Below are 22,702 nucleotides of genomic sequence, written 5' to 3'. Positions count from 1 at the left end.
TAAGATCTTTTCTTAACGTAGCGCTTCCAGCTCATCAGAAATCTCTAACCACTGTGCTTCTAATGGCTCTAGTTTCTTTTTAAGCTCTGCTTCTTTATTGCGCGCCGCGTCTAAATCATTTTTCTTTTCTGGAAGATAGATGTGCTCTTCTGCAAGCAAGGTCGTGATTTTAGCTAGCTCTGCGGTAAAGCCCGCCATGTCTTTTTCGACTTTAGCCAACTTCTTTTCTACAGGTTTACGCAAGCCCGCATTACGCTGACGAGCATCGGCTTCAAGTTTCTTTTGTGCCTTACGATCTACAGCACTACTGGAATTACGCAAGGCGCTGTTTTCTTCGCTACGCTTTTGCTGACTGTATTTGGTGTACTCATCCAAATCGCCATCAAATGGGCGTACTGTGCCGTCTTCAATTAGCCAAAAATCATCCACCGTAGCGCGTAGCAAATGCCTGTCGTGGGAAACCACAATAATGGCACCTTCGAAATCTTGCAGCGCCATAGTCAACGCTTGACGCATTTCGATATCTAAGTGATTGGTTGGCTCATCCAATAGCAGTAAATTAGGCTTTTGCCAAATCAGCAATGCCAAGGCTAGACGCGCTTTTTCGCCACCAGAGAAAGGTTCGATCTTGCCGGTGGCCATGCTGCCGTTAAAGTCAAAACCACCCAAGAAATTACGGTGCTCTTGCTCACGCGTATGCGGATCAATCTTTTGCATGTGCCAGAGTGGTGATTCATCTAGACGTAAATGCTCAAGCTGGTGCTGGGCAAAGTAACCAATCTTTAAGCCTTTACCCTCTTCACGCTCGCCTAGCAAGAGTGGATTTTCGCCCGCCAATGCTTTAATAAAGGTCGATTTACCCGCGCCGTTGACACCCAGCAAACCTAAACGCGCTTCGTTTTCTAAGCTCAGCGTCAGGTTTTTTAGAATAGGACGATTAATATCGTAACCGGCTTGACCGTTTTCTAATTTAACCAAGGGGTTAGGGCTGTTTTCTGGCTCGCGGAAGCTAAAAGTAAACGGGGAATCAACGTGCGCGGCAGAAATGCGCTCCATTTTTTCCAGCGCTTTAACGCGGCTCTGTGCCTGACGCGCCTTACTGGCTTTGGCTTTAAAACGGGTAATAAATGATTCAAGATGGTTAATAGTACGTTGCTGCTTATCAAACGCCAGTTGTTGCAGAGACAAACGCTCTGCACGCTGGTTTTCAAAATCTTCGTAAGTACCGGTGTAAAGCGTCAGCGCTCCACCCTCTACGTGCAAGATTTGCTTGATAGTATTGTCAAGAAAATCGCGATCGTGCGAAATCACCAACAGCATGCCTTGGTAAGTCTTGAGCCATTGCTCAAGCCAAACCACGGTTTCCAAATCCAAGTGATTGGTTGGCTCATCCAGTAGCAACAAATCTGAACGGCACATCAGCGCCTGCGCCAGATTTAGCCGCATGCGCCATCCACCAGAAAAGCTCGATACCGGATGGCTGAGTTCTTCAGTAGAAAAACCTAAACCTGCCAGTAATTTTGATCCGCGTGATGCTGCGGTATAACCATCAATGGCATCAAATTCGCCAAGTAATTCACCGTGGCGAATGCCATCGTCGTGTGAGACATGCTCTAACTCATGCTCCAAACGGCGCAATTCTCTATCGCCATCAAGCACATAATCGAGCGCCGAGCATTCCAGCGCAGGTGTTTCCTGCGCCACATGGCTGATCGTGATGCGTGGCGGCATTTCAATATCGCCAGCATCTGGGTGTAATTCGCCGCGCATCAGCGCAAAGAAGCTAGATTTACCTGCGCCATTAGCCCCTACCACACCGGTTTTGCTACCCGGTTGTAGAGTTAAATCGGCAGAATTAAGCAGCACCTTAGTGCCGCGTCTTAGAGTGAGGGATTTAAGTCGTATCATGGGGCAGGATTCTAACAGAGACAAGACGATGAAAAAGCCAAATCTTAAACAAGCGGCTAAAAGCGAATGCAATGATCTGAGGTAAACTCGCCTTGCTGGGTTTTTTGCTGATTTTTACGCCATTGCCCGTGTTTTATATAAAACTAAAATAAGCAATCTACAATGCTCAGCCAGATTGTAATCAACAAGCCATAATGGTCTACCCGCTTGGGTACGGTTTGATCCTGCAAGTGCCTTCTTTTTTTACGCCTGGGCGAGCCATGCTTTCGTGCCAAGCAGCGTCATCACCTCAGATCAGATCAGATACAAGAGTGAGGTACCGACTTAACCGGCGAGCTGATTTATACATGATGATCCCTCGACTTCTTAAAGCGATCCTTTTGGCAAAACCCATGCCCGCATGGGGAAATTATGATGAAATTGAGCAAGAGGCCTAATTAAGTAAAAATAAGTATTAATATCTCTTTATCAAAAAATCTTCTATTTTTCAGTGTGTGCTAGTCGCATGAAATGGCATTTTTGAAGAGATTTGGCTACCATTAAATAATTTGAAAAAATGAGGGTGGGATGCAAAAAAAACGCTACCTATTCAATATTTTTATTGGATTAATTATGATGTTTGTTGTCGCTACGGCTGCCAAACCATGGAGTGGCCCAATAGCAGGGCCAACAGCTCAAAAAGGAAAGACCGTCATTTTTATTGCTTCGGATCTTAAAAATGGTGGCGTTGTCAGTGTGTATCGCGGCCTAGAAAACGCCTGCCAAAAACTGGGATGGACGCTTGTTTTATTTAATGGAGAGGGAAAAAAAGACAAGCTACAGTCTTTATTGGCGCAGAGCATTACTCGGCAACCTGATGGCATTGTGTTTGGAGGCTTTGAACCCGACGATTTCCCTGATCAACTCATAATTGCCAAACAGAGGAAAATAAAGCTGGTTGGCTGGCATGCCGCAAAAAAGCCAGGAGCCTCACCCCATTTGTTTGCTAATGTAACAACAGATACCATTGAAGTCGCAGAAATGGCAGCCAATTTTGTGCTGACAGACGCAATAAAAAATAAACGCCCTCTTGGGGTAATCATCTTTAATGACAATCAGTTTGCAGTTGCCAATAATAAAACTAATAAAATGAAACAGGTTATCGAGTTGTGCATTGGACATACAGATTGCAAAGTGCTTGCAATTGAAAACGTTAAGATATCTGATTCAGCCTATTCTATTCCAAAGTTGGTACCTAAGCTTTTAAATCGCCATGGGGAAAATTGGACTTACAGCCTAGCAATTAATGACATCTACTTTGACAGTATTAACTATCCCCTTATTCAAGCGGGGGCTAAAGATATGCGGCTTGTCTCTGCTGGAGATGGCTCTACTTTGGCTTTAAGCCGAATTGCTTCATGTCGCTCTCAACAAGTAGCAACCATTGCGGAACCCTTGACGATGCAAGGTTACCAATTAGCTGACGAGCTTAATCGTGCATTTGCCGCAAGCCCCCCGAGTGGCTACATATCTAAGCCGATATTAGTTACGTGTAATTCCCTTAATAAAATAGGCAATCTCAGCATTGAGTCCGATTTAGGATTTGATAGCGCGTATACCAAAATTTGGCATAATAAGTAGGCATCCATTACATGGAAAAACGCATCCCTTAGATTTAGGAATGCGCCGATGAAAACTTTTAGTGTCCGCTCCAGAAAATAAAAATGAATCACCGAATACATTGAACTATTTCAACCGATATCATCGGCATTCGCGCATGAATGATGAATCACCAGTCGTATTTGCAAAGCAGTTTAAACAGTTAAATATAGAGCGGCCCCAAAGCCCACCAAGGCACTTACCTTGCATTATCTACCTCAAGACATAAACACAGAAAAAATATGCGCACTCTATTAAATGAGAGGGGGCTAACATGAATTAAGGGCATTGCAATGCCCTTAATGCCATTGCGCTTACTTCGGGATTAAATTGTGCGAGTGGCCCTGTTGCGGTATTTAATAATCGCTTGGTTTCAGGTTTACATAAATCCGCTTGCACCGTTTTTATCTTCATCAGCAATTGCGGGGTTAGTGCATCCAATACGGGGCGTACATCCTTGGCTAAATCGGGGGCTGGCAAAAAGGGGGCTTGTTTTTGCAATCGCCATTGTTGATGTAGCTGGCTTTGTATTAATTTGCCAGCATCAAATTGATTTTGAAAAAATGCAGCGGCAAATCGAGGATCAAGCTCAATTGCGATGGCCCGTTTTTGCACATCTGCCAAGATGGATTGCTCACGGGCGGGGTCATTAATTGCACCGCCAGAATTCCATTTACTTTGAGCCACTATAGGTGCAACGGCCAAACGTTGAGCGACTAAGCTTAATAATTCTTGTGTTTGCTGTGTTTGCTGTGTTTGCTGTGTTTTGGCCGTGGAATCGACGGCTGGCGTTTGCGCGCAGGCAGCGATAAAGATCATTGGGCAGAAAGAAACAAATAACTTAATCAATGTTTTACTCATGTGTTTTCCTGTTTTATAAAGCCTGTTTATATAAGGCTGCAAATATTATGCAGCCCATGCCAACTTTACAGGAATTGATGCTTACGCTGCTACCACTCCGATGTAAATATGCACTTCATTTGGCCCAAGATAGGCTTCGTAATCACTGATGAAACTACGCTTAATCTGTATATTTTGCTCAAAATACGCCCAAACTTGGCCCCAAGCTTGGATCACCGCTGCAGGCATGGCGCCGCGCACTTCAAAAACCAAGTACTGCCCAGCTTGAATGACAGCGTGGCTAAAATCGCCACTTGGAGCGGATGTGGCAACGCCAGCGGTTAAATCATATTGGCCGTTAGCATCTGATTCATAGCTCGAATACACCCCGTAAATAGGTGAGTTGGCGATGCGCTCTGGGATTTTATCCATCAGCCCTTCAGAAAAAAAACGTCCCCATAGCCTTGGGATTTGCGCCGTAGTGGGATTGAATTCATCGCTATTTTTTGTTCTTGCACGTAAACCAGAAACTAAAAAACTTTCAACATATTTTGCTTGCATATAAAGCCTTTAAAAAAGTGAAATCTGTGTGTCTTGGGAGAGGTGAAAAGTAATGCTACTAGCAGCCATCGCCTCCGCAATGGTTTGGATATCATGCTGGCTAATTGCAAATAAGCCGAATCTAAATGGAGCACCCCAATTGCGTATGCCACGGGAAAAATCTAATTGTTCGAGCAATGGCAAAATAGCGGCGGGCTGTGCGGGCAGCCAATCTACATCTCGGCGATAGGGAATAAAGCCACCACCCATATCAAAAAGATAAGGAGCCCCTGCTCTTGCTATGCCGATGGCGGTAAAGGATTGCAACTTATCTTTGCCGCCCATTTGCGTAGTGGGCGAGTAATACACCACCCAATCACCGGGCTGGATGCGTTTTAAAGGCCCGCACTTGCCGTGGCAAACCTGCATATAACTTCCCGCCACGCCCCGAGCAACGTGCTCGCTAGAAGCCACAGCAATCCAGCTCTTCATTCTAGGGTGTATATGCGTAAGCGATGCGAGTCAGGATCGAGCGCCACAAAGGTGTAACCAAAATCCATAGCGGTAGGTTCTTGTGCGATAACAAGGCCCAGCTTGCTCCAAACCTCGTACTGAGCTTGCACGGCTTCCCGCCCTTGCAGCATAAACGCTAGTTCACCCCCACCGCCCGTTGTGCCAGTCGCAGGCTCTACCGTATGTTTTGACCACAGGCCAAGCTTAAGGCCGGATGCCAATTTAAACAGTGCAAAGGTTGCTGAAAGCTCAATGGGTGCATGACCCAGTATGCGCTGGTAAAACGTGGCACTGGCTGCGGGGCTATCTACATACAGCAGTATAAAATCTGGATTAAACATGGTAAGGCTCCATCGCTTTAGTCATACCTGAAGTTTAGCAGGGGCTAGTGTCAGTTTTTGTCAGTAGTGACAAGCCGTAATTTAAATAATGACAAGGATTTTAAGGCCACTGAAAGCTGGCTTTTTATCTTTGCCTAACAAGCCTGCGTGTTAGCGAATAAGCTCTCCGTAGATAATTTTGAGTATTTCAAGGTCTAGCAGCCTGTCGGACTTAGCATCAGTCAGCTGCAAAATCACCTGATCGGCCTATATTTCACCAGCTTTTTGACCAATAACTCGTTATTGGCGCTGCAAATCCGGCAAAATCTGGTCTCGACCAAGCGATTTTTCGCTTCGACCGTCTAAGTCCGACAGGCTGCTAGCTATGCAGCAAGATCAAGGCCTTTGCTCCATAATCCCTTCCGCCAGTCGCCACGCTTTTAGTAAGGCTTGACGGTGCTTGGGGTAGCGCAACTCTTGTGACAGCAGTGATTTAATTCTATCCACTCTAAAGTGGCGAAAAGCTTGGCGTGTCTCGCACCATGCAATCACTACTCTGGCATGATCAAAAAATGCCAAGGCGCAGGGCCAGATAACGCGGGTGGATTCTTTGCCCTGTGCATCTAAATAATGTAGCTCTAGCTTACATTCTTGGCGAATCGCCTCTCTAATTAAACCAAGTATTTCGTCAGAATCATTTGGCTGTTGGCTAGGGCCGATGAGTAAGGCTGCCGTATCTAATTCTAAGCGCAGCTCCGTGGGCAATACCGCTGCAATCTTACTTAAAGCGTGGCTGGCCGCAGCGCCTAAGCGGGCATCGGTGCGCTGGGCTACCCATTTGGCACCAAGGGCCAATGCTTCAATTTCTTCAACGCTGAACATCAGCGGCGGCAAAGTAAATCCAGGCTTTAAGACAAAGCCAAGCCCTGCCTCACCCTCAATCTGCGCGCCTTGCGATTGTAAGCTGGCGATATCGCGGTAGAGCGTTCGCAGGCTAATTCCTAGCTCACCCGCTAAAACAGCGCCGCTAATAGGGTAATGATACAAACGTAGTTTTTGCATTAAGGCAAGTAAGCGCTCTGCTCTAGACAAGTCTATTCCTTGTGGCGGGGCCGTATTTACGGAGATATATATTTGCGATTTTTTGAGCTTTCTTTAATCGCTAAAACGATGCCATTTTTTAAAAAAATTTTAAAACACACGTTTAAAAAATACAGCGAGGTATTATTTCAGTAAGCCAATAAAAGCACGATTTTTTTAAGCATTAATTTTCATAAAACCTAATCATAGGTGTTTTTACCTACAAAAAAACACGAGATTTTTAAAACCATTCATAAATTAAACATTCTTGAAATTTACAATCTACCCTATTGTTAAAAATAACATGCTGTCAGGCTTATTCATTAACAACAACAACTTGGCTGCAATATTCTTACTATTGTAATCCTGCTATTAGTGAAAATCATGATGCGCCAAAGCTGGCAATGCCTGAAAGGTGGGTATAGAGTCATGGCACACTGAACCGGAGCTTCTGTTATGACCGTTTTGTCCACACTCAAAGCACTAGGTGAACTTGTTGCGGCGAGTGACCAGCCGATCACCCAAGATTTTCTCTCTGCTTACTTCGCCCACATTTCTGAAGACGATTTAATAGAAAAAACGCCGGAAGATTGGTTTGGCGCGGTACTTGCGCATTGGCGTATGGCGCGCAACCGCGTGGCCAATACACGCAAATTACGCATTTATAATCCAAGCGTACCTGACCACGGCTGGCAAAGTAGCCATACCGTGATCGAAATCGTCCAACCTGATCGCCCTTTCTTAGTTGACACCATCGGCATGTCGGTAGCGCGCCTTGGCTACGGCGTTCATCAGGTGGTACACCCTGTATTGCAAGTCACACGTCAGGAAAATGGTGATTGGCAAGAGATGGATGAGGCTGGCGCAGCCGAATCATGGATGCATATTGAGATTGATCGCATCACCTCTAGCGACGCCATTACCCAGCTAGAAAACGATCTAAATAATGCTTTAGATATGCTGGATGCGTGTGTTACCGATTGGCCAGCGATGGCAGATCGCGTCACTACCGCGCTAGAAGGTCTGCGCCATCGTCCGCCTCCACTCGATATTGTATTGGTGCGTGAAACAAGCTCGTTTTTAGAATGGATGTTGGCGGGGCACTTTATTTTCCTAGGTGTGCGTGATTACCGCTTTGCTGAAAATGGTGACTTACACTTTGTTGGCGGCTCTGGTCACGGCCTGCTGCGCGATGCGGGCGACTCTGGCCTATCGCACACTTGGGCGGCCCTGCCGGTTGACCTGCGCGAACGCGCTTATTCTGCCGATCAGCTTATTTTGATGACCAAGGCCGATACCCGCTCCCTCATTCACCGCCCTGCATATCTGGATATGGTGAGCCTGCGTGAAGTAGACGCCACGGGCAAAGTCATCGGTGAGTTACGTATCCTTGGTTTATATACTGCCAGCGCTTACACCTCACCACCACGAAACATTCCGCTGCTGCGCAAAAAAATTAACGCCGTCTTACTAGCTAGCGATGCCGATGTAGGCGGCTACCGTGGTAAAGCGCTGCTAAATGTTATCGACACCTATCCGCGCGATGAGCTGCTAGAAATCGGCATTGATGATTTGGCACGTATTGCTCAGGGCGTAGTTAGCCTGCACGAGCGCAGCCGTGTGCGTACTTTCTTCCGCGAAGATCTATATCGCCGTTATGTATCGGTGATGCTATTTGTGCCGCGAGATAACTACACCACGGAAGTGCGCGTTAAAGTAGAAAAAATCCTCATGGAGCGCCTTGGTGGTTATGAAGCTGAATTCAATGTGTTGCTGGCTGACAGCCCGTTGGCACGGATCCACTTCCTGATTCACCTACCGGTTGGTGAGCGCATTGTTTATGACGTTAAAGAAATCGAAGACGAAATCGCCCGCGCCGCACAACGCTGGCAAGATGATTTACGTAATCAGCTAAGCCATGTACGCGGTGAAGAAACTGGCGCAGCACTATATCAGCGTTATCAGCGTGCCTTCTCCCCCGCTTACTGCGCAGATTTCACTGGCCGCGTGGCGGTTTACGATATCGAAGCGCTAGAAGCCAGCTTAAAGAATGACAAGATCGCCATTACCCTTTCACCAGGTAGCGTGGTTGATCCTACTCTATGGCGTTTGAAACTCTACCGTGGCAAGCCAATTGAACTATCCGATTGCCTGCCGCTCTTAGAAAACCTCGGCGTGCGCGTATTGGATGAGCGCCCATATGCGTTGACTTTCGATCAAACCGAACACGCTTGGATTATTGATATTGGCTTGCGCCTACCTACAGGCACTTCGCTAGAAAACAGTATCGATCGTGAACGCTTGATCGCCGCGTTTACCGCTATTTTTGAAGGCGCTTGCGAAAACGATAGCTTTAACCGCTTGATCTTAGGCGCAGGCCTAGCATGGCGTGAAGTACTGATTCTCCGTGCCTATGCTTGCTATATGCGTCAAGTCAACCTCAAGTACGGCATTGAAATTATTGCCGATTGCTTGCTGCGCCATGGCAAGCTCAGTGGGCAGCTTGCTGCGCTATTTGTGCTAGCACATGATCCTGTCAGTAACTCGGCGGGAGTGGCTGAAATCTTAGCAGAAGAAATTCGTCAGGCTTGCGCCAACCAATCGAGCGTGGACGAAGAAAAAATCCTCTCCAGCCTACTGGCCGCGATTTTAGCAACGGTGCGTACCAATTTCTTCCAGCTCGATAACGATGGCAAGATCAAATCGTATATGTCGTTCAAGGTGGAATCGGCGCGCATTCCAAATATGCCGCAGCCAGTGCCGTTGTTTGAAATCTTTGTCTACTCGCCAGAAATGGAAGGTGTGCATTTGCGCGGCGGTAAGGTTGCTCGCGGAGGTTTGCGCTGGTCTGATCGCCGTGAAGACTTCCGTACCGAAGTCTTGGGTCTAGTCAAGGCACAGATGGTCAAAAATACCGTGATTGTACCGGTTGGCTCCAAAGGTGGCTTTGTGGTGAAAAACCCACCAAGCGATCGCGAAATGCTAATGGCACGCGGCATTGAATGCTACAAAAACTTTATTCGCGGTCTGCTTGATCTAACCGACAATTTGGTGGCGGGCCAAGTGGTTCACCCATCGCAAGTGCGCCGTTTAGATGAAGATGATCCTTATCTGGTGGTGGCGGCCGACAAAGGCACGGCGACTTTCTCTGACATCGCCAACGGTATTTCCCGCGACTATGGTTTCTGGCTAGACGACGCCTTTGCTTCGGGCGGCTCGGTAGGCTACGACCACAAGAAAATGGGGATTACCGCTAAAGGTGCATGGGTTTCGGTAGAGCGCCAATTCCGTGAGTTAGGCATCAACACCCGTACCGATGAATTTACCGTGATCGGCGTTGGGGATATGTCCGGCGACGTGTTTGGTAACGGCCTCTTACGCAGCGAGCACACTAAGTTACTCGGCGCATTTGATCACCGCCATATTTTCCTTGATCCAAATCCGGATCCTGCCGCGTCGTTTAAAGAGCGCGCGCGATTATTTGATTTGCCTCGCTCTTCATGGGCCGATTACAGCGCTGAGCTGATCTCTGCAGGGGGCGGCATTTGGCCACGCAATGCCAAGACCATTCCGCTGTCTGCCGAAGTAAAAGCCATTCTTGATATCGAAGACGACGAACTAGAGCCAAGCGAGTTGATCCGTGCCATGTTGAAAGCGCCGGTTGATCTGTTCTACAACGGAGGGATTGGTACATACGGCAAGGCATCGACTCAAACGCCAGCCGAAGCAAACGATAGGGGCACCGACGCGCTGCGTATCGACGGTAAGGAATTCCGCTGCAAAGTGATCGCCGAAGGCGGCAATTTAGGCTTCACCCAATTAGGCCGAATCGAATACGCAGCAAATGGTGGCCGCGTGCATACCGATGCGATTGATAACTCTGCCGGCGTGGATTGCTCCGACCACGAAGTCAATATCAAGATTCTGCTGGGCCGCATTATGGCCGGTGGCGATCTCACCATGAAGCAGCGTAATGACCTGCTGGCATCGATGACCGATGAAGTGGGCCATTTGGTGCTGCGTGATAACTATCTGCAAACCGAAGCCATCAGCCTTGAATACCAGCAAACCGCTTCACTTTTGCCGGTGCATCAACGCTTTATGCAGTCGCTAGAAAAAAATGGCCGTCTATCGCGCCGTATTGAATTCTTGCCAACTGATACACAAATCGCCGTGCGTCAGCAAGAAGGCAAGGGTTTAGAGCGCCCAGAGCTAGCCGTACTACTGGCTTACGCAAAAATGGCGCTGTTCCAAGACTTGCTCGCGAGCGATTTGCCAGATAGCTTGGATTGGGATGGCCTACTTGCCGCTTACTTCCCTAAGCCGCTAGTAGATCGCTTTGGTGATCGCCTTGGCGAGCACCCATTACGACGCGAAATTGTAGCCAATGAGCTGACCAACCGCACCATCAACCGCATGGGCATTAGCTTTGTCTTCCGTCTTTCTGAAGAGACCGAGCTACCTCCAGCCACGATTGTGCGCGCTTGGTACGATGCCACCGAGCTACTCGATAGCGAAGCCCGCTTTGTTGCTATCGAATCCCTCGACAACAGCATTCCGGCCACCATGCAATACACCATGCTGCTGCGCGAGCGTCGTCAGCTAGAGCACGCCACACGTTGGTTACTGCAAAACCAAGACACGCTGCCAGATTACGCAGAGCTGATCCGTGACTTAAAAAGCAAAATCCCTGCACTGCTGCCGCAATTGCCTGAATGGTATGCAGGCTCAGCCAAGCAAGTAGACGTCACCCAAAGCTGGTTAGCTGCGGGCGTGCCTGCCGCTCTGGCCAAGCAAAGTGCTTGCCTTGATGGGGCAACGCAACTGCTTAATATCGCGCTGCTCACCAAAAAACAAGCCGCTGATGTGGATACCGTTGCCACGATTCACTTTGCTTTGGGTGATGCACTAGAGCTAGATTGGCTGCATGGCTTAATCGAGCAATTGCCACGCGCCAATCATTGGCAAACCCTAGCCCGCCTAGCTTGCCGCGATGATCTGCAACGCGCCCACATCGCGTTAACCAGCGCAGCACTCGATCTTAGCCCGGGAGCAGCACCTAGTGTGCGGGTTGAATCATGGCTACAAAGCCAAGAAACAGCCATCGCCCACTGCCGCAGAATGTTTGAAGAAATGAAAACACTCGCGCCGGATCTGGCCATGATGTCGGCCGCTTTACGTGAGATTAGGCATCGTTTAGCGGTGTAAGAAAGAGAGGCTGAGTTTAGGCTCAATTCGATAGTCAATGCGGCCTTGAAAAGGGGCCGCATTTTTCTTTGGGAGAGAAGATTAAAGTTTATCACCCACAGCAAAATCAACAGGATAATTTGTAGTGCGGGTGCAACCCGCATATTTTTCAGCATTGCTCGCGGCTTGCACCCGCTCTACGATTTAAATAAACAGAAGGCGTATTTAACAATGCTGACAAAAAACCAACTAAATCATCTCTTCGAACACCTCCGCCCAAGCTTCCCGCGCAATAAATAACATTAAAGATTCATGGGTTTTCTTCGATATACCTGTAATTAGACTGACTACCCGCTTCAAACTCAAGGTTTGCTCCATGAAAATCACCGCTGACGTAATGCAAACCACCGTGCAAAACCTTATACGGCAAGGTATTAGCAATAAGCCAGAAGAAAGCGCTCCCAAAAGCGCTTCGTTTGAATTCAAAATGCCAAAGCTCGATCTAATTGCAAGCCGAAAAAGCGCGGCAAAAAGCAAATTAGATATGCTGAAGCGGCAATTAGAAGGCATGTTGAAGTTCGCGGGCATAGGTAAAAGCAATGTGGCCGCTGCGGCACGCTTGGCCAAGCAAATTGCTGCGGCTGTGGCCGAATATGCTGGTCTTAATAGCGGCGGCGCGGTGCAGTCCCCTAACATTGCGGGTGCGAGCAATCCGCCTTCTGCCGAAGCCACCAAAGAAAACACAGGGCAAAGCACTGAACACGCGAGACAAGAGGCGGCGCAAGCCGTACAAAAAGCAGAGCAAGAAGCCAAGGCGCAGGAAGAGAAACAATCAAAATCATCAGAGCTAGTTAGCACAAAAAGCAATATGAGTACTGAAGATCGTACTTTTTTGAATGAGGCCAAAAAGGTCATGCAAAAAGCCAAGCTACTGCTGGCTTTAGAAATACAAAATAGCAAAAAAGACATCAAAACAGATAAAGAACTCTATAAAGATGCCTTAAACAGCATGGACAATGCGCTCAAAAATGCCACCGCCGCCTTAGAACAGGACGGCAAAGCACAAGCCTCCGATAGCCCTGCTTTATATAGTGCCGATGGCAATACCAGCCCAATTCAAGTCAGCCTGCCGCAGATCTCTGTTCAGGTATAAGGCCGCCCCTTTCTCAATAAGGACTCTAAAAACTATTTTCTCTGTAAAACTCTGCCTTCATTGCGCCCTTCGTATTTCAAGATTTGGGTTTTATCTTGGTAAGCATCCGCAAATAAATCGTACTTTTAGCATTTTCTCATCTGAGACTCCCCTTGAGAGCCACTCTCACGGTATAATTTCGCGCTTTAGTGTCTGCAGCCTGCCAGACTTAAGACTGATCTACTGCGGAAAAGCCGGATTTGGCCACATTTCACGCATTTTTTCGTTGAATAGCCCGCTATTCGCCTCAAAAATTCGCGAAATGTGTCTCAAACCGAACTTCCCCTCGCAACGATCGCTTAAATCCGACAGGCTGCAAGCCGCCTTTATGGGACAAAGCCACAGGCATGGAAGCAGAACAGCTTAATCAGATCGAGAACCGGATTGAAGATTTGGTCTCTCGCAGCGAAGAACTCCGCAAATACTTAGATTACCCCGGCAAAAGCGATCGACTTGAAGAAGTTGTGCGTCTGACGGAAGACCCAGACATCTGGAATGATCAGAAAAAAGCACAAGAGCTAGGTCGAGAAAAAAAAGCACTTGAAGGCGTGGTTGTGGTGCTGGATGAAGTATTGGCAGGTCTTACTGACGCTAAAGATTTATTCGACATGGGCAAGGAAGAAGGCGACTTCGATACTTTGCAAGCAGTGTCTGATGACGTAGATGCCATTTCTACCCACGTAGAAGAGCTAGAATTTCGCCGGATGTTTAATCATCCGATGGATCCAATGCCGTGCTTTATCGACATTCAATCCGGCGCTGGCGGTACTGAAGCGCAAGACTGGGCGGGCATGTTGCTACGCATGTATGTCCGTTATGGCGAGCGTAAAGGCTTTACCGTTGAAGTGATGGAGCAGTCAGACGGCGACATCGTGGGTATTAGCCAAGCGACGATCAAACTTACCGGCGACTACGCTTACGGCTTTTTGCGTACAGAAACAGGCGTTCATCGCTTGGTTCGTTGCTCGCCTTACGACTCAAACAATCGTCGCCACACCTCGTTTGCCTCAGTGTTTGTCTACCCGGAAGTGGACGACAGTTTCGAGATTGAAATCAATCCGGCTGATGTACGTACCGATACTTACCGCGCTTCTGGCGCGGGTGGTCAGCACATTAATAAAACCGACTCTGCGGTTCGCTTGACGCACATCCCGACCAATACCGTCGTGCAATGCCAGAATGACCGCTCTCAGCACAAAAACCGTGACGAAGCATGGAAAATGCTGCGTGCCAAATTGTATGAGCTGGAATTGCGTAAACGTATGGAAGCACAGCAATCGCTGGAAGCGACCAAAGCTGACATCGGCTGGGGTCATCAAATTCGCTCTTATGTGTTTGACCAAAGCCGCATCAAAGACCTGCGTACTAGCTATGAAGTCGGCAACATCAAGGGCGTGATGGACGGCGACCTAGAAGGCTTCATCGCCGCCAGCTTGAAACACGGTGTTTAAGGATTTTAGAAGCCCCCAAGGTCTGTAGACACAGAGATCTGTGAGCACACTGAGAACACAGAGAAAATCGAGTAAAGGCAGGAACCCTGCTGATTATGTGTACTACAGACCTTTGGGGGGTGCTTTAAATGCTGAGCAAAATTGTCATTGGTGCAGCGCTTGAAGCGCATAAATCGCTTGGGCCGGGTTTACTTGAAAGCACTTATGAAGAGTGCCTTGATTATGAATTGCGTTTATGCGGCTTAAGAACCGAGCGACAGTGTTTTGTGGCATTGGATTATAAAATATCCATATTGAAAACGCTTTCAAAATGGATATTTGGGTAAATAAAGAATTAATTACTGAGCTTAAAGCGGTTGAAAATTTTCTGCCATTGCATCAGGCCCAGTTACTCACTTATATGCGATTAACTCAATGCAAAATCGGATTATTAATCAACTTTAATAGCAAATTACTAAAAGACGGGATTCGCAGACTCACACTGTGATTTTCTCAGTGTGCTCTGTGTTCTTCCTGTTCTCTGTGTCTACAGACTTGGGGTTTAAATTAAATGTCCGAAGAACAAATTATCCAGCAAGATGAAAACCAAATTATCGCGGAACGCCGCGCCAAGTTGACCGCCTTACGCGCAGCTGGCGTGGCTTACCCGAATGATTTTAAACGGGAAAACATGGCGGGCGATTTGCAAGCTAAGTATGGCGAGCTTGAAAAAGCCGACATGGAAGCCGCTCAAGTCAGCGTAGCGGTTGCTGGCCGCATGATGCTCAAACGCGTGATGGGTAAAGCCAGCTTTGCCACCGTGCAAGATTCCACCGGCCGCATTCAGTTTTTCATCAGCAAAGATAAAGTGGGCGAAGATCTTTACGACAGCTTTAAGACATGGGATATGGGCGATATTATCGCTGCCCGTGGCACGCTAATGAAAACCAATACTGGCGAGCTGTCGATCCAAGTCACAGAATTGCGTTTACTGACTAAATCTTTACGCCCTCTTCCAGACAAACACCATGGCCTTGCAGACCAAGAGCAAATCTATCGTCAGCGCCATTTAGATTTGATTACTAATGATTTAAGCCGCGCTACTTTTATTAAGCGCTCTAAAATCGTTCAATGCATCCGCGATTACATGGTTGCTGAAAGCTACTTGGAAGTTGAAACCCCAATGATGCATGGCATCCCTGGTGGCGCAACAGCCAAGCCATTTGTAACGCATCACAATGCGCTGGATATGCCACTTTACCTGCGCATCGCCCCAGAGCTTTACCTCAAACGCCTGATCGTTGGCGGCATGGAGCGCGTATTTGAAATTAACCGCTCTTTCCGTAACGAAGGCATGAGCACACGCCATAACCCAGAATTCACCATGATCGAATTCTACGAAGCGTATTCTGACTACCAACGCATGATGGAAATGTCTGAAGGCATTATCCGCGCTTGCGCCCAGCTTGCTACGGGTAGCACGGTCATTACCTACCAAGGTAAAGAAGTCGATCTATCTAAGCCCTTTGCCCGCTACACCATTGCAGGCTCGATCAAAGCTTACAACCCAGAATACACAGACGAGCAACTGAACGATCAAGCTTTCTTAGCGGCTGAGGTAGTTCGTTTAGGCGGTAAGCCGATGCCAATCGCAGGCGTAGGTGCATTGCAACTGGCCCTGTTTGAAGAAAACACCGAAGCCAAGCTGTGGGAGCCAACCTTTATTATCGACTACCCAGCCGAAGTCTCCCCGCTGGCCCGCGCCAATGACAGCAAGCCAGGCATTACCGAGCGCTTCGAGCTGTTTATGGTTGGCCGTGAACACGCCAATGGTTACTCTGAGTTGAATGACCCAGAAGATCAAGCCGAACGCTTTATGGCCCAAGTTGAGCAAAAAGACGCTGGGGACGATGAGGCCATGCATTTCGATGCAGACTACATCCGCACCCTAGAATCCGGCATGCCCCCAACCGGCGGCTGCGGCATTGGTATCGATCGCCTTGTGATGTTGCTAACCGACTCACCAAGCATTCGCGACGTTATCCTCTTTCCGCAAATGCGTCCTGAGTAAGTTTTACAATCAAAAAACCAACACAACTCCATATATGTATTTGCATATGTGGAGTTTTTAGTTTTTATGGGTTTGTTTGGTTATTTTTTTATACTACGCCCTAACCACAGCAACTCGCCGCCTAACTTCATTATTAAATGCCATTTGGGATAAAATACACCTATAGAAAGCCATTCATACCCTGCCAATACCCGCGCTTAACACCTAACTATTTAATCTTCTTAATGACATAGAAAATAGGCCATTTCCTATATACTTTTCAGATTAATCCTATATCTTAATATAGGAACACCCATTTATAATGCAAAAGCATAAAGGAATCATACGCATGGCAATATTAACTGGTCAAATCGTTGTTTTTTGCTTACAAAGCACCCTATAATAAAATTCAAAAATGTTTAAAAAAAGGAATGCCATACCATGGGAATATTTAGTTATTTTTTCGGAAAAGAAAAATCAAAAATAGATACCTACGAACCTTGGGAACTTGGCCTTGATTTAGACGCTGCAATAAATGCCCACCAAAATTGGAAGAATAGGCTTGAACTTTATTTATCAGAAAACTCAACAGAAAATCTTGATCCAGACATTATCTCATGCGATGACAAATGTGATCTTGGTAAGTGGATTTACAGCGATAAAACATCAAGCATTCGAAGTACGGAACAATACAAAACATTATTAGCCGCACATAAAAAATTTCATTACTCCGCGGGCAATGTTGTTATCTTAAGCAGGCTTGGAAAAAAAGAACAGGCCAACTCTGCATTTGAAAATGAATATAAACTTATTTCAGAAAAAGTCGTTTTTATCCTTGATTCGATGAAGCGGCATACATCATTTTAAAAATATATTAGCCTAGAAAATAATAGCCAGCACAATACAGGTATTGCAACGCAGCTAAACCTCCAAATTAAAGTATGTTGGTTTAGCTTATTCATGTACCTGATTATGTCTCTTGCTCAACCCAGCTTCCGCACGCGCATGATCCGGGCAGAGTAAGATACGTGCGAAATAAGGGCGCTCCATGCCAAAACCAATTGAATCGTCTGAAGTTAGCAATGCCGCGCAGGTCACTAAATCAAGGGTTCCGAAGCAAGAGATATAATTAGGTTAATTTAACAAATAACCATTAGCTAACTGAGTTATTTACTCAGCGAGTTTATGACCACTCGAGACTTGGCGCTTTAAGCTCGAATAGATGCAAGTTAGTGCAGAGTAAAGCAAAGCCCTGTTATTATATAACGCCCATAAAAAAGCCGCTCTCTATATAATAGAGAGCGGCTTTTTTATTTAATAATTTAAGCAGTTGCTTTGGTGTTGACTACTTTCGCGCCAGCTTCAGCGGCATTTACAGTTGCACTTACTAATTCTGATGCAATTTTTTGGCTGGTTTTAGATACTGCATCGTATGTATTACTTGCAGTTTCAACCACGTTGCGTAGTGCATTTACAGCAACGCCAGAGCCAGCAGGTGCATTTGCAGTGGCTTTATCTAGAGTAGCAAGTAAGTTTTTATTAAATTCTAAAACTTGCTCTTCGATTAGGCTGTTCAGCTCTTGCTGAGTTGCGCTCGCCGCATCAAATACATTACGAGCTACAGACAGGCTTTTTTCAACAGATGGCTGAGCCAGTTGACGTTGAAACGCTACCAAACCTTGAACATCTTTTACACCAGACAATGCTTTAGTTGTTTCTGCGTGCTCAGCGATCAAATCACGAGTGATACCAATTTGCAGATTAACCAAACGCTCTACGCTGCTTAAAGCGATATTGGTAAAGCGAAGTGATTTGTCCAAATTGGCTTGGCCAAAGTCAGCAAATTGTGAGGGATTGAATTGTGGGGCTTTAAATAGGTCTTTGAACATGGTGATCTCTCCGGTTGTGCAGTGCAACAATGCAATTCATTATGCGAGCAATAAACACGGAGAGTCAAACCATTTTGTGCGGTGCAGCAAAATATTCTATTTGTTAGCAAAAAACCCAGCTAAGCTCTTGTATCTACGCTATTTCCTAGACCTGATGGATTGTTGTATTTAGGTGCATCAGGTACGGCAGCAAGCAAACTGAGCGCAGATTGCGCCTGAATATCGTTTGATTTTTTGGCCATGAGCAAGGCCGCTGCATTTTGAGTGGTGGCACTAGCGCCAGCGCTTACGGTTGAAACATCCATAGGTCACCTATTTGAAAAATGATTTGGAGTTCCGTCACTATAGTCTTTGTTAGCCGCATTGGCGGTTTGTTTTACAGTTAGCACTGCATGCTTTACAAACATCAATAATCTCCAGTATTTGCGCTTTAATCTCCAAAAAATGTCAACCGAGTTTTGGTTTATAGCTCGCCGTTTAGAGCGTGAAATAATCTACTTCATCTTTGAGTGGCGATATGGCTTTTGAGTGATAAAATGCACGGATGAATTTGCCCTCCTTTATCCATTTACGCCTCCACTCCGAGTTTTCAGTTACCGACGGCATCGTACGCCTAGATGATGCGGTTAAAGCCGCTAAATCTGGAGGTATGCCTGCGCTTGGGGTTTCGGATTTAATGAACCTCTTTGGCATCGTCAAACACTATAAGGCTTGCCGCGAAGCGGGGATCAAGCCCATTGTGGGGATTGATGCTTGGGTAGAGAACCCCGACGAGAGAGATGCGCCCTTTCGCGTCCTATTAATTTGTAAAAACCGAGCAGGTTATGGTCGCCTTTGCGATCTATTATCTAACGCCTTTCGCAACAATCAATATCGTGGCCGTGCTGAGCTTAAAAAAGAATGGCTAACGGAAGGCGATAATAGCCCGCTCATCTGCTTATCTGGTGCTGCTTTAGGTGAAATTGGCCAACTATTAATCGGCGGCCAATACGATGCGGCGCTAGCCGCTGCGCGCTGGTGGGCAGATACATTCCCCGATAGTTTTTATCTTGAGCTACAACGCACGGGCTTCCCTAGTGCCGAACCGAGCTTGCAAGGTCATTTAGATTTAGCCTCTGATCTTGACCTGCCGGTGGTTGCCACCCATCCCGTGCAATTTATGGATAGGGATGACTACAAAGCGCACGAAGCCCGCGTTTGTATTGCCGAGGGCAATATGGTGTCGGATAAACGCCGCCCGCGCTTGTTTACCGAAGAGCAATACTTTAAATCTGCCGCAGAAATGGCCAAGTTATTCGCAGATATTCCAGAGGCATTACTTAATTCGGTTGCCATTGCCGAGCGTTGTAATTTAACCATTGTCTTGGGTAAGAACTATCTACCGGATTTCCCAACACCAGAAGGGATGACGCTTGATGACTTCCTGATTTTTGAGGCCAAACGTGGCTTAGAAGAGCGGCTACTGCTGCTCTATCCAGATCAGGCAAAACGTGATTCAGAGCGCCCGCGCTATCTAGAGCGGCTTAAGTTTGAAACCGACACCATCGTACAAATGGGCTTCCCTGGCTACTTTTTGATCGTGGCCGATTTTATTTACTGGGGAAAACGCAACGGCTGTCCAGTTGGCCCTGGCCGCGGCTCGGGTGCAGGCTCTTTAGTGGCTTACAGCCTTGGCATTACGGATATCGACCCCACCGCCTACGCCCTGCTGTTCGAGCGTTTTTTGAACCCAGAACGCGTTTCCATGCCCGATTTCGACATCGACTTTTGCCAAGAAAACCGCTGGCGAGTGATCGAATACGTGCGTGAAAAATACGGCGTTGAGGCGGTCAGCCAAATTGCCACTTTCGGGACGATGGCCGCCAAAGCCGTCGTGCGCGATGTTGGCCGCGTATTAGATCTGCCGTATATGTTTTGTGATGGCTTATCCAAGCTCATCCCTGCCGCGCCTGGCAAACAGTACAGCCTTGATGACGCGCTAGAAATGGAACCGATCTTAAAGCAGCGCGTAGAAAACGAAGACGAAGTCAAAGAGCTGTGGGTCTTAGCCAAAAAACTTGAAGGCCTAACGCGTAATATCGGCATGCACGCTGGGGGCGTCTTGATTGCGCCTGGTAAAATCACCGATTTTTGCCCGATTTACCTCGCATCCGGTGCGGATTCCGCGCCGGTTTCGATGCTAGATAAAGACGACGTTGAAAAAGTAGGCTTGGTCAAGTTCGACTTTTTGGGCTTACGCAACTTAACCATTATCGAGCTAGCGCTCAATTACATTCGCACCATGGAAGGCAGCGCGCCCGACTTAATGCTCTTGGGCTTTGAAGACCCCGCTGCTTACAAAATATTTAGGGATGCCAATACCACCGCCGTATTTCAGGTGGAATCGGACGGTATGAAGCGCCTTTTGGCCAAGCTAAAACCCGATCGTTTTGAAGATATTATTGCGGTATTGGCGCTCTATCGCCCTGGCCCACTGGGCTCAGGCATGGTTGATACTTTTATCAACCGTAAGAATAAACTTGAAGAAGTTGATTACTTCCACCCCGACCTAACGGCGTGCCTCGATCCAACTTACGGCGTGATCGTGTATCAAGAACAGGTAATGCAGATCTCGCAGATTATCGGCGGCTACACCCTCGGTGGCGCGGATATGTTACGCCGCGCAATGGGGAAGAAAAAAGCAGAGGAGATGGCCGAGCACCGCGAGAAAATCGCTCAAGGTGCGGCGCTAAAAGGCTACGATCCGAAGCTTGCAGAGCAGCTGTTTGATTTGATGGCTAAATTTGCCGAGTATGGGTTTAATAAATCCCACACGGCAGCCTATGCGGTGGTTTCCTACCACACCGCATGGTTAAAAGCGCATCATTGCGCGGCCTTTATGGCCGCCACCATGAGCTCGGAACTCGACAACACCGATCAGCTCAAAGTGTTTTATGACGATAGTGTTGAAACTAATAAGCTGATTTTATTGCCGCCCGATGTTAACCATAGTTTTCATAAGTTTGTACCGGTTTCACGCAAGGAAATCCGCTACGCACTCGGTGCGATCAAGGGTGTAGGGGAATCCGCCGTACAGATGATTGTACGTGAGCGCGAGGCCAACGGCCCCTTCACCAATTTATATGATTTTTGCCGTCGCACTGAAAAGCGCGAAGTCAACAAACGCACCTTAGAAGCCCTGATCCGTGCCGGGGCCTTCGATAAAATCGACCCGCACCGCGCTCGCCTGATGGCCAATGTAGAACAAGCCATGGCTTTGGCCGAAAGTGAAGCGGCCAACAAAAATCAATCTAGCCTGTTTGACATGCTAGAAGCGGTTGATGTGCCGCAAGTGGCCATGCTTGAAGTGCCAGAGTGGGATGAGCGAGTAAAGTTTGCCGAAGAAAAAAATGCCGTTGGTTTTTATATCTCCGGCCACCCTTTTGATGCGCACGCCAAAGGGATTCGTCAATTCATTAAATCGTCTTTAGAGCGTTTAGAGCCAAGCCGTACGCCACAAATGATTACTGGCATTGTAAGTGCCTTGCGGATTAAAAATGGTGATCGTGGCCGCATGGCTTTTGTGACTTTAGATGATGGAAAGTCGCGCCGAGATGTGACGGTTTACTCCGAGGTTTTTGAAGCCAACCGGAACAAAATCAAAGAAGACACACTCTTAGTGATCGAGGGCAAGGTTTCAGAAGATCGCTTTTCAGGAGGCTTACGAATCATTGCCGATACCATCTATGATATTGCCGAAGCACGTAGCCGTTTTGCACGCAGCATGACATTAGCCATGCGGCAAGGCATGGATGCTCAGCGCCTTAAAAGCTTGCTAACATTACATCGCGGCGGCGAATGCCCGGTTGAAGTGGATTACCAAAATACCGATGCTGCGTGCATCATGTCTTTGGGTGAAAGCTGGCGAATAACATTGCGCGATGAATTGCTGGCAGAATTGAAAAGCTGGCTAGGCAATGAAGGCGTTTCTATTAAGTTTTAAACTTAATTATAACAACTACTGAAACTCCTGATTACAACATGCTTAAAGAAAGCATCTACTTAGAAGCGTGCATAGAACAAGACCTAATAAGCATTGATGCGAGAGCATACACACGTTCTACAGAACAACACTT

The 22,702-nt window shown here is 47.2% G+C and carries 15 protein-coding genes and 1 pseudogene; 8 read left to right on the top strand and 8 right to left on the bottom strand.

Annotation, left to right across the window (positions count from 1 at the left end; translation table 11 throughout):
• Positions 1 to 12 precede the first annotated feature (12 nt).
• Entirely contained in the window at positions 13 to 1,908 is a 1,896-nt protein-coding gene (locus tag C1H71_RS18245) for an ATP-binding cassette domain-containing protein (RefSeq protein WP_130107839.1), read from the bottom strand.
• A gap of 567 nt (positions 1,909 to 2,475) precedes the next feature.
• Between C1H71_RS18245 and C1H71_RS18240 the strand changes: the two genes are divergently transcribed.
• Entirely contained in the window at positions 2,476 to 3,528 is a 1,053-nt protein-coding gene (locus C1H71_RS18240; protein WP_130107838.1) for a substrate-binding domain-containing protein, read from the top strand.
• A gap of 297 nt (positions 3,529 to 3,825) precedes the next feature.
• Here the strand turns inward: C1H71_RS18240 and aroQ are convergent, their stop codons facing one another.
• The 5 genes from aroQ to C1H71_RS18215 form a co-directional block, all read right to left on the bottom strand.
• A complete protein-coding gene (gene aroQ, locus C1H71_RS18235; RefSeq protein WP_130107837.1) occupies positions 3,826 to 4,407 on the bottom strand; it encodes a gamma subclass chorismate mutase AroQ in 582 nt (193 codons plus the stop codon).
• 81 nt (positions 4,408 to 4,488) lie between these two features.
• The gene (locus C1H71_RS18230; RefSeq protein ID WP_130107836.1) at positions 4,489 to 4,947 is read right to left on the bottom strand and encodes a GyrI-like domain-containing protein; all 459 of its coding nucleotides are present in this window, start codon (positions 4,945 to 4,947) and stop codon (positions 4,489 to 4,491) included.
• 9 nt (positions 4,948 to 4,956) lie between these two features.
• Positions 4,957 to 5,418, bottom strand: a complete 462-nt coding sequence (locus tag C1H71_RS18225; RefSeq protein ID WP_130107835.1) for an EVE domain-containing protein — start codon at positions 5,416 to 5,418, stop codon at positions 4,957 to 4,959.
• Entirely contained in the window at positions 5,415 to 5,780 is a 366-nt protein-coding gene (locus tag C1H71_RS18220) for a VOC family protein (RefSeq protein ID WP_130107834.1), read from the bottom strand. The genes C1H71_RS18225 and C1H71_RS18220 overlap by 4 nt, the downstream gene beginning before the upstream one ends.
• Before the next feature lie 375 nt (positions 5,781 to 6,155).
• Positions 6,156 to 6,851, bottom strand: coding sequence for a helix-turn-helix transcriptional regulator (locus C1H71_RS18215; RefSeq protein WP_130107833.1), 696 nt, complete (start codon positions 6,849 to 6,851; stop codon positions 6,156 to 6,158).
• Positions 6,852 to 7,295: 444 nt separating this feature from the next.
• Between C1H71_RS18215 and C1H71_RS18210 the strand changes: the two genes are divergently transcribed.
• The 6 genes and pseudogenes from C1H71_RS18210 (at position 7,296) to C1H71_RS18185 (ending at position 17,565) form a co-directional block, all read left to right on the top strand.
• Positions 7,296 to 12,047: an NAD-glutamate dehydrogenase gene (locus C1H71_RS18210; protein WP_130107832.1), complete on the top strand. Its 4,752-nt coding sequence runs from the start codon at positions 7,296 to 7,298 to the stop codon at positions 12,045 to 12,047.
• Positions 12,048 to 12,402: 355 nt separating this feature from the next.
• Positions 12,403 to 13,179: a hypothetical protein gene (locus tag C1H71_RS18205; RefSeq protein ID WP_130107831.1), complete on the top strand. Its 777-nt coding sequence runs from the start codon at positions 12,403 to 12,405 to the stop codon at positions 13,177 to 13,179.
• A 386-nt stretch (positions 13,180 to 13,565) separates the two neighbouring features.
• Positions 13,566 to 14,669, top strand: a complete 1,104-nt coding sequence (gene prfB / locus C1H71_RS18200) for a peptide chain release factor 2 (protein ID WP_130107830.1) — start codon at positions 13,566 to 13,568, stop codon at positions 14,667 to 14,669.
• A gap of 128 nt (positions 14,670 to 14,797) precedes the next feature.
• Positions 14,798 to 15,156: pseudogene (locus C1H71_RS22045) on the top strand (GxxExxY protein).
• Positions 15,157 to 15,219: 63 nt separating this feature from the next.
• Positions 15,220 to 16,719: a lysine--tRNA ligase gene (gene lysS / locus C1H71_RS18190; RefSeq protein ID WP_130107829.1), complete on the top strand. Its 1,500-nt coding sequence runs from the start codon at positions 15,220 to 15,222 to the stop codon at positions 16,717 to 16,719.
• Positions 16,720 to 17,139: 420 nt separating this feature from the next.
• A complete protein-coding gene (locus tag C1H71_RS18185; protein WP_130107828.1) occupies positions 17,140 to 17,565 on the top strand; it encodes a CZB domain-containing protein in 426 nt (141 codons plus the stop codon).
• A gap of 455 nt (positions 17,566 to 18,020) precedes the next feature.
• On the opposite strand, the gene C1H71_RS18180 is transcribed toward C1H71_RS18185, so the two are convergent.
• Together C1H71_RS18180 and C1H71_RS18175 are read right to left on the bottom strand one after the other, a co-directional pair.
• Complete coding sequence (locus C1H71_RS18180) at positions 18,021 to 18,587, bottom strand: phasin family protein (RefSeq protein WP_130107827.1); 567 nt, start codon at positions 18,585 to 18,587, stop codon at positions 18,021 to 18,023.
• A gap of 119 nt (positions 18,588 to 18,706) precedes the next feature.
• Entirely contained in the window at positions 18,707 to 18,892 is a 186-nt protein-coding gene (locus tag C1H71_RS18175; protein ID WP_130107826.1) for a putative motility protein, read from the bottom strand.
• Positions 18,893 to 19,131: 239 nt separating this feature from the next.
• On the opposite strand from C1H71_RS18175, the gene dnaE reads away from it, so the two are divergent.
• Positions 19,132 to 22,569, top strand: coding sequence for a DNA polymerase III subunit alpha (dnaE, locus tag C1H71_RS18170; protein WP_130107825.1), 3,438 nt, complete (start codon positions 19,132 to 19,134; stop codon positions 22,567 to 22,569).
• Positions 22,570 to 22,702: the final 133 nt, after the last annotated feature.

The organism is Iodobacter fluviatilis, from assembly GCF_004194535.1.
GTDB lineage: Bacteria > Pseudomonadota > Gammaproteobacteria > Burkholderiales > Chitinibacteraceae > Iodobacter > Iodobacter fluviatilis_A.
This window is presented reverse-complemented; position numbering and strand designations above follow the sequence as displayed.

Excerpts from the sequence above, each read along its gene's own strand:
- C1H71_RS18245 (WP_130107839.1), bottom strand. The coding sequence starts at position 1,908 with ATGATACGACTTAAATCCCTCACTCTAAGACGCGGCACTAAGGTGCTG.
- C1H71_RS18240 (WP_130107838.1), top strand. The coding sequence starts at position 2,476 with ATGCAAAAAAAACGCTACCTATTCAATATTTTTATTGGATTAATTATG.
- aroQ (WP_130107837.1), bottom strand. The coding sequence starts at position 4,407 with ATGAGTAAAACATTGATTAAGTTATTTGTTTCTTTCTGCCCAATGATC.
- C1H71_RS18230 (WP_130107836.1), bottom strand. The coding sequence starts at position 4,947 with ATGCAAGCAAAATATGTTGAAAGTTTTTTAGTTTCTGGTTTACGTGCA.
- C1H71_RS18225 (WP_130107835.1), bottom strand. The coding sequence starts at position 5,418 with ATGAAGAGCTGGATTGCTGTGGCTTCTAGCGAGCACGTTGCTCGGGGC.
- C1H71_RS18220 (WP_130107834.1), bottom strand. The coding sequence starts at position 5,780 with ATGTTTAATCCAGATTTTATACTGCTGTATGTAGATAGCCCCGCAGCC.
- C1H71_RS18210 (WP_130107832.1), top strand. The coding sequence starts at position 7,296 with ATGACCGTTTTGTCCACACTCAAAGCACTAGGTGAACTTGTTGCGGCG.
- C1H71_RS18205 (WP_130107831.1), top strand. The coding sequence starts at position 12,403 with ATGAAAATCACCGCTGACGTAATGCAAACCACCGTGCAAAACCTTATA.
- prfB (WP_130107830.1), top strand. The coding sequence starts at position 13,566 with ATGGAAGCAGAACAGCTTAATCAGATCGAGAACCGGATTGAAGATTTG.
- lysS (WP_130107829.1), top strand. The coding sequence starts at position 15,220 with ATGTCCGAAGAACAAATTATCCAGCAAGATGAAAACCAAATTATCGCG.
- C1H71_RS18185 (WP_130107828.1), top strand. The coding sequence starts at position 17,140 with ATGGGAATATTTAGTTATTTTTTCGGAAAAGAAAAATCAAAAATAGAT.
- C1H71_RS18180 (WP_130107827.1), bottom strand. The coding sequence starts at position 18,587 with ATGTTCAAAGACCTATTTAAAGCCCCACAATTCAATCCCTCACAATTT.
- C1H71_RS18175 (WP_130107826.1), bottom strand. The coding sequence starts at position 18,892 with ATGGATGTTTCAACCGTAAGCGCTGGCGCTAGTGCCACCACTCAAAAT.
- dnaE (WP_130107825.1), top strand. The coding sequence starts at position 19,132 with ATGAATTTGCCCTCCTTTATCCATTTACGCCTCCACTCCGAGTTTTCA.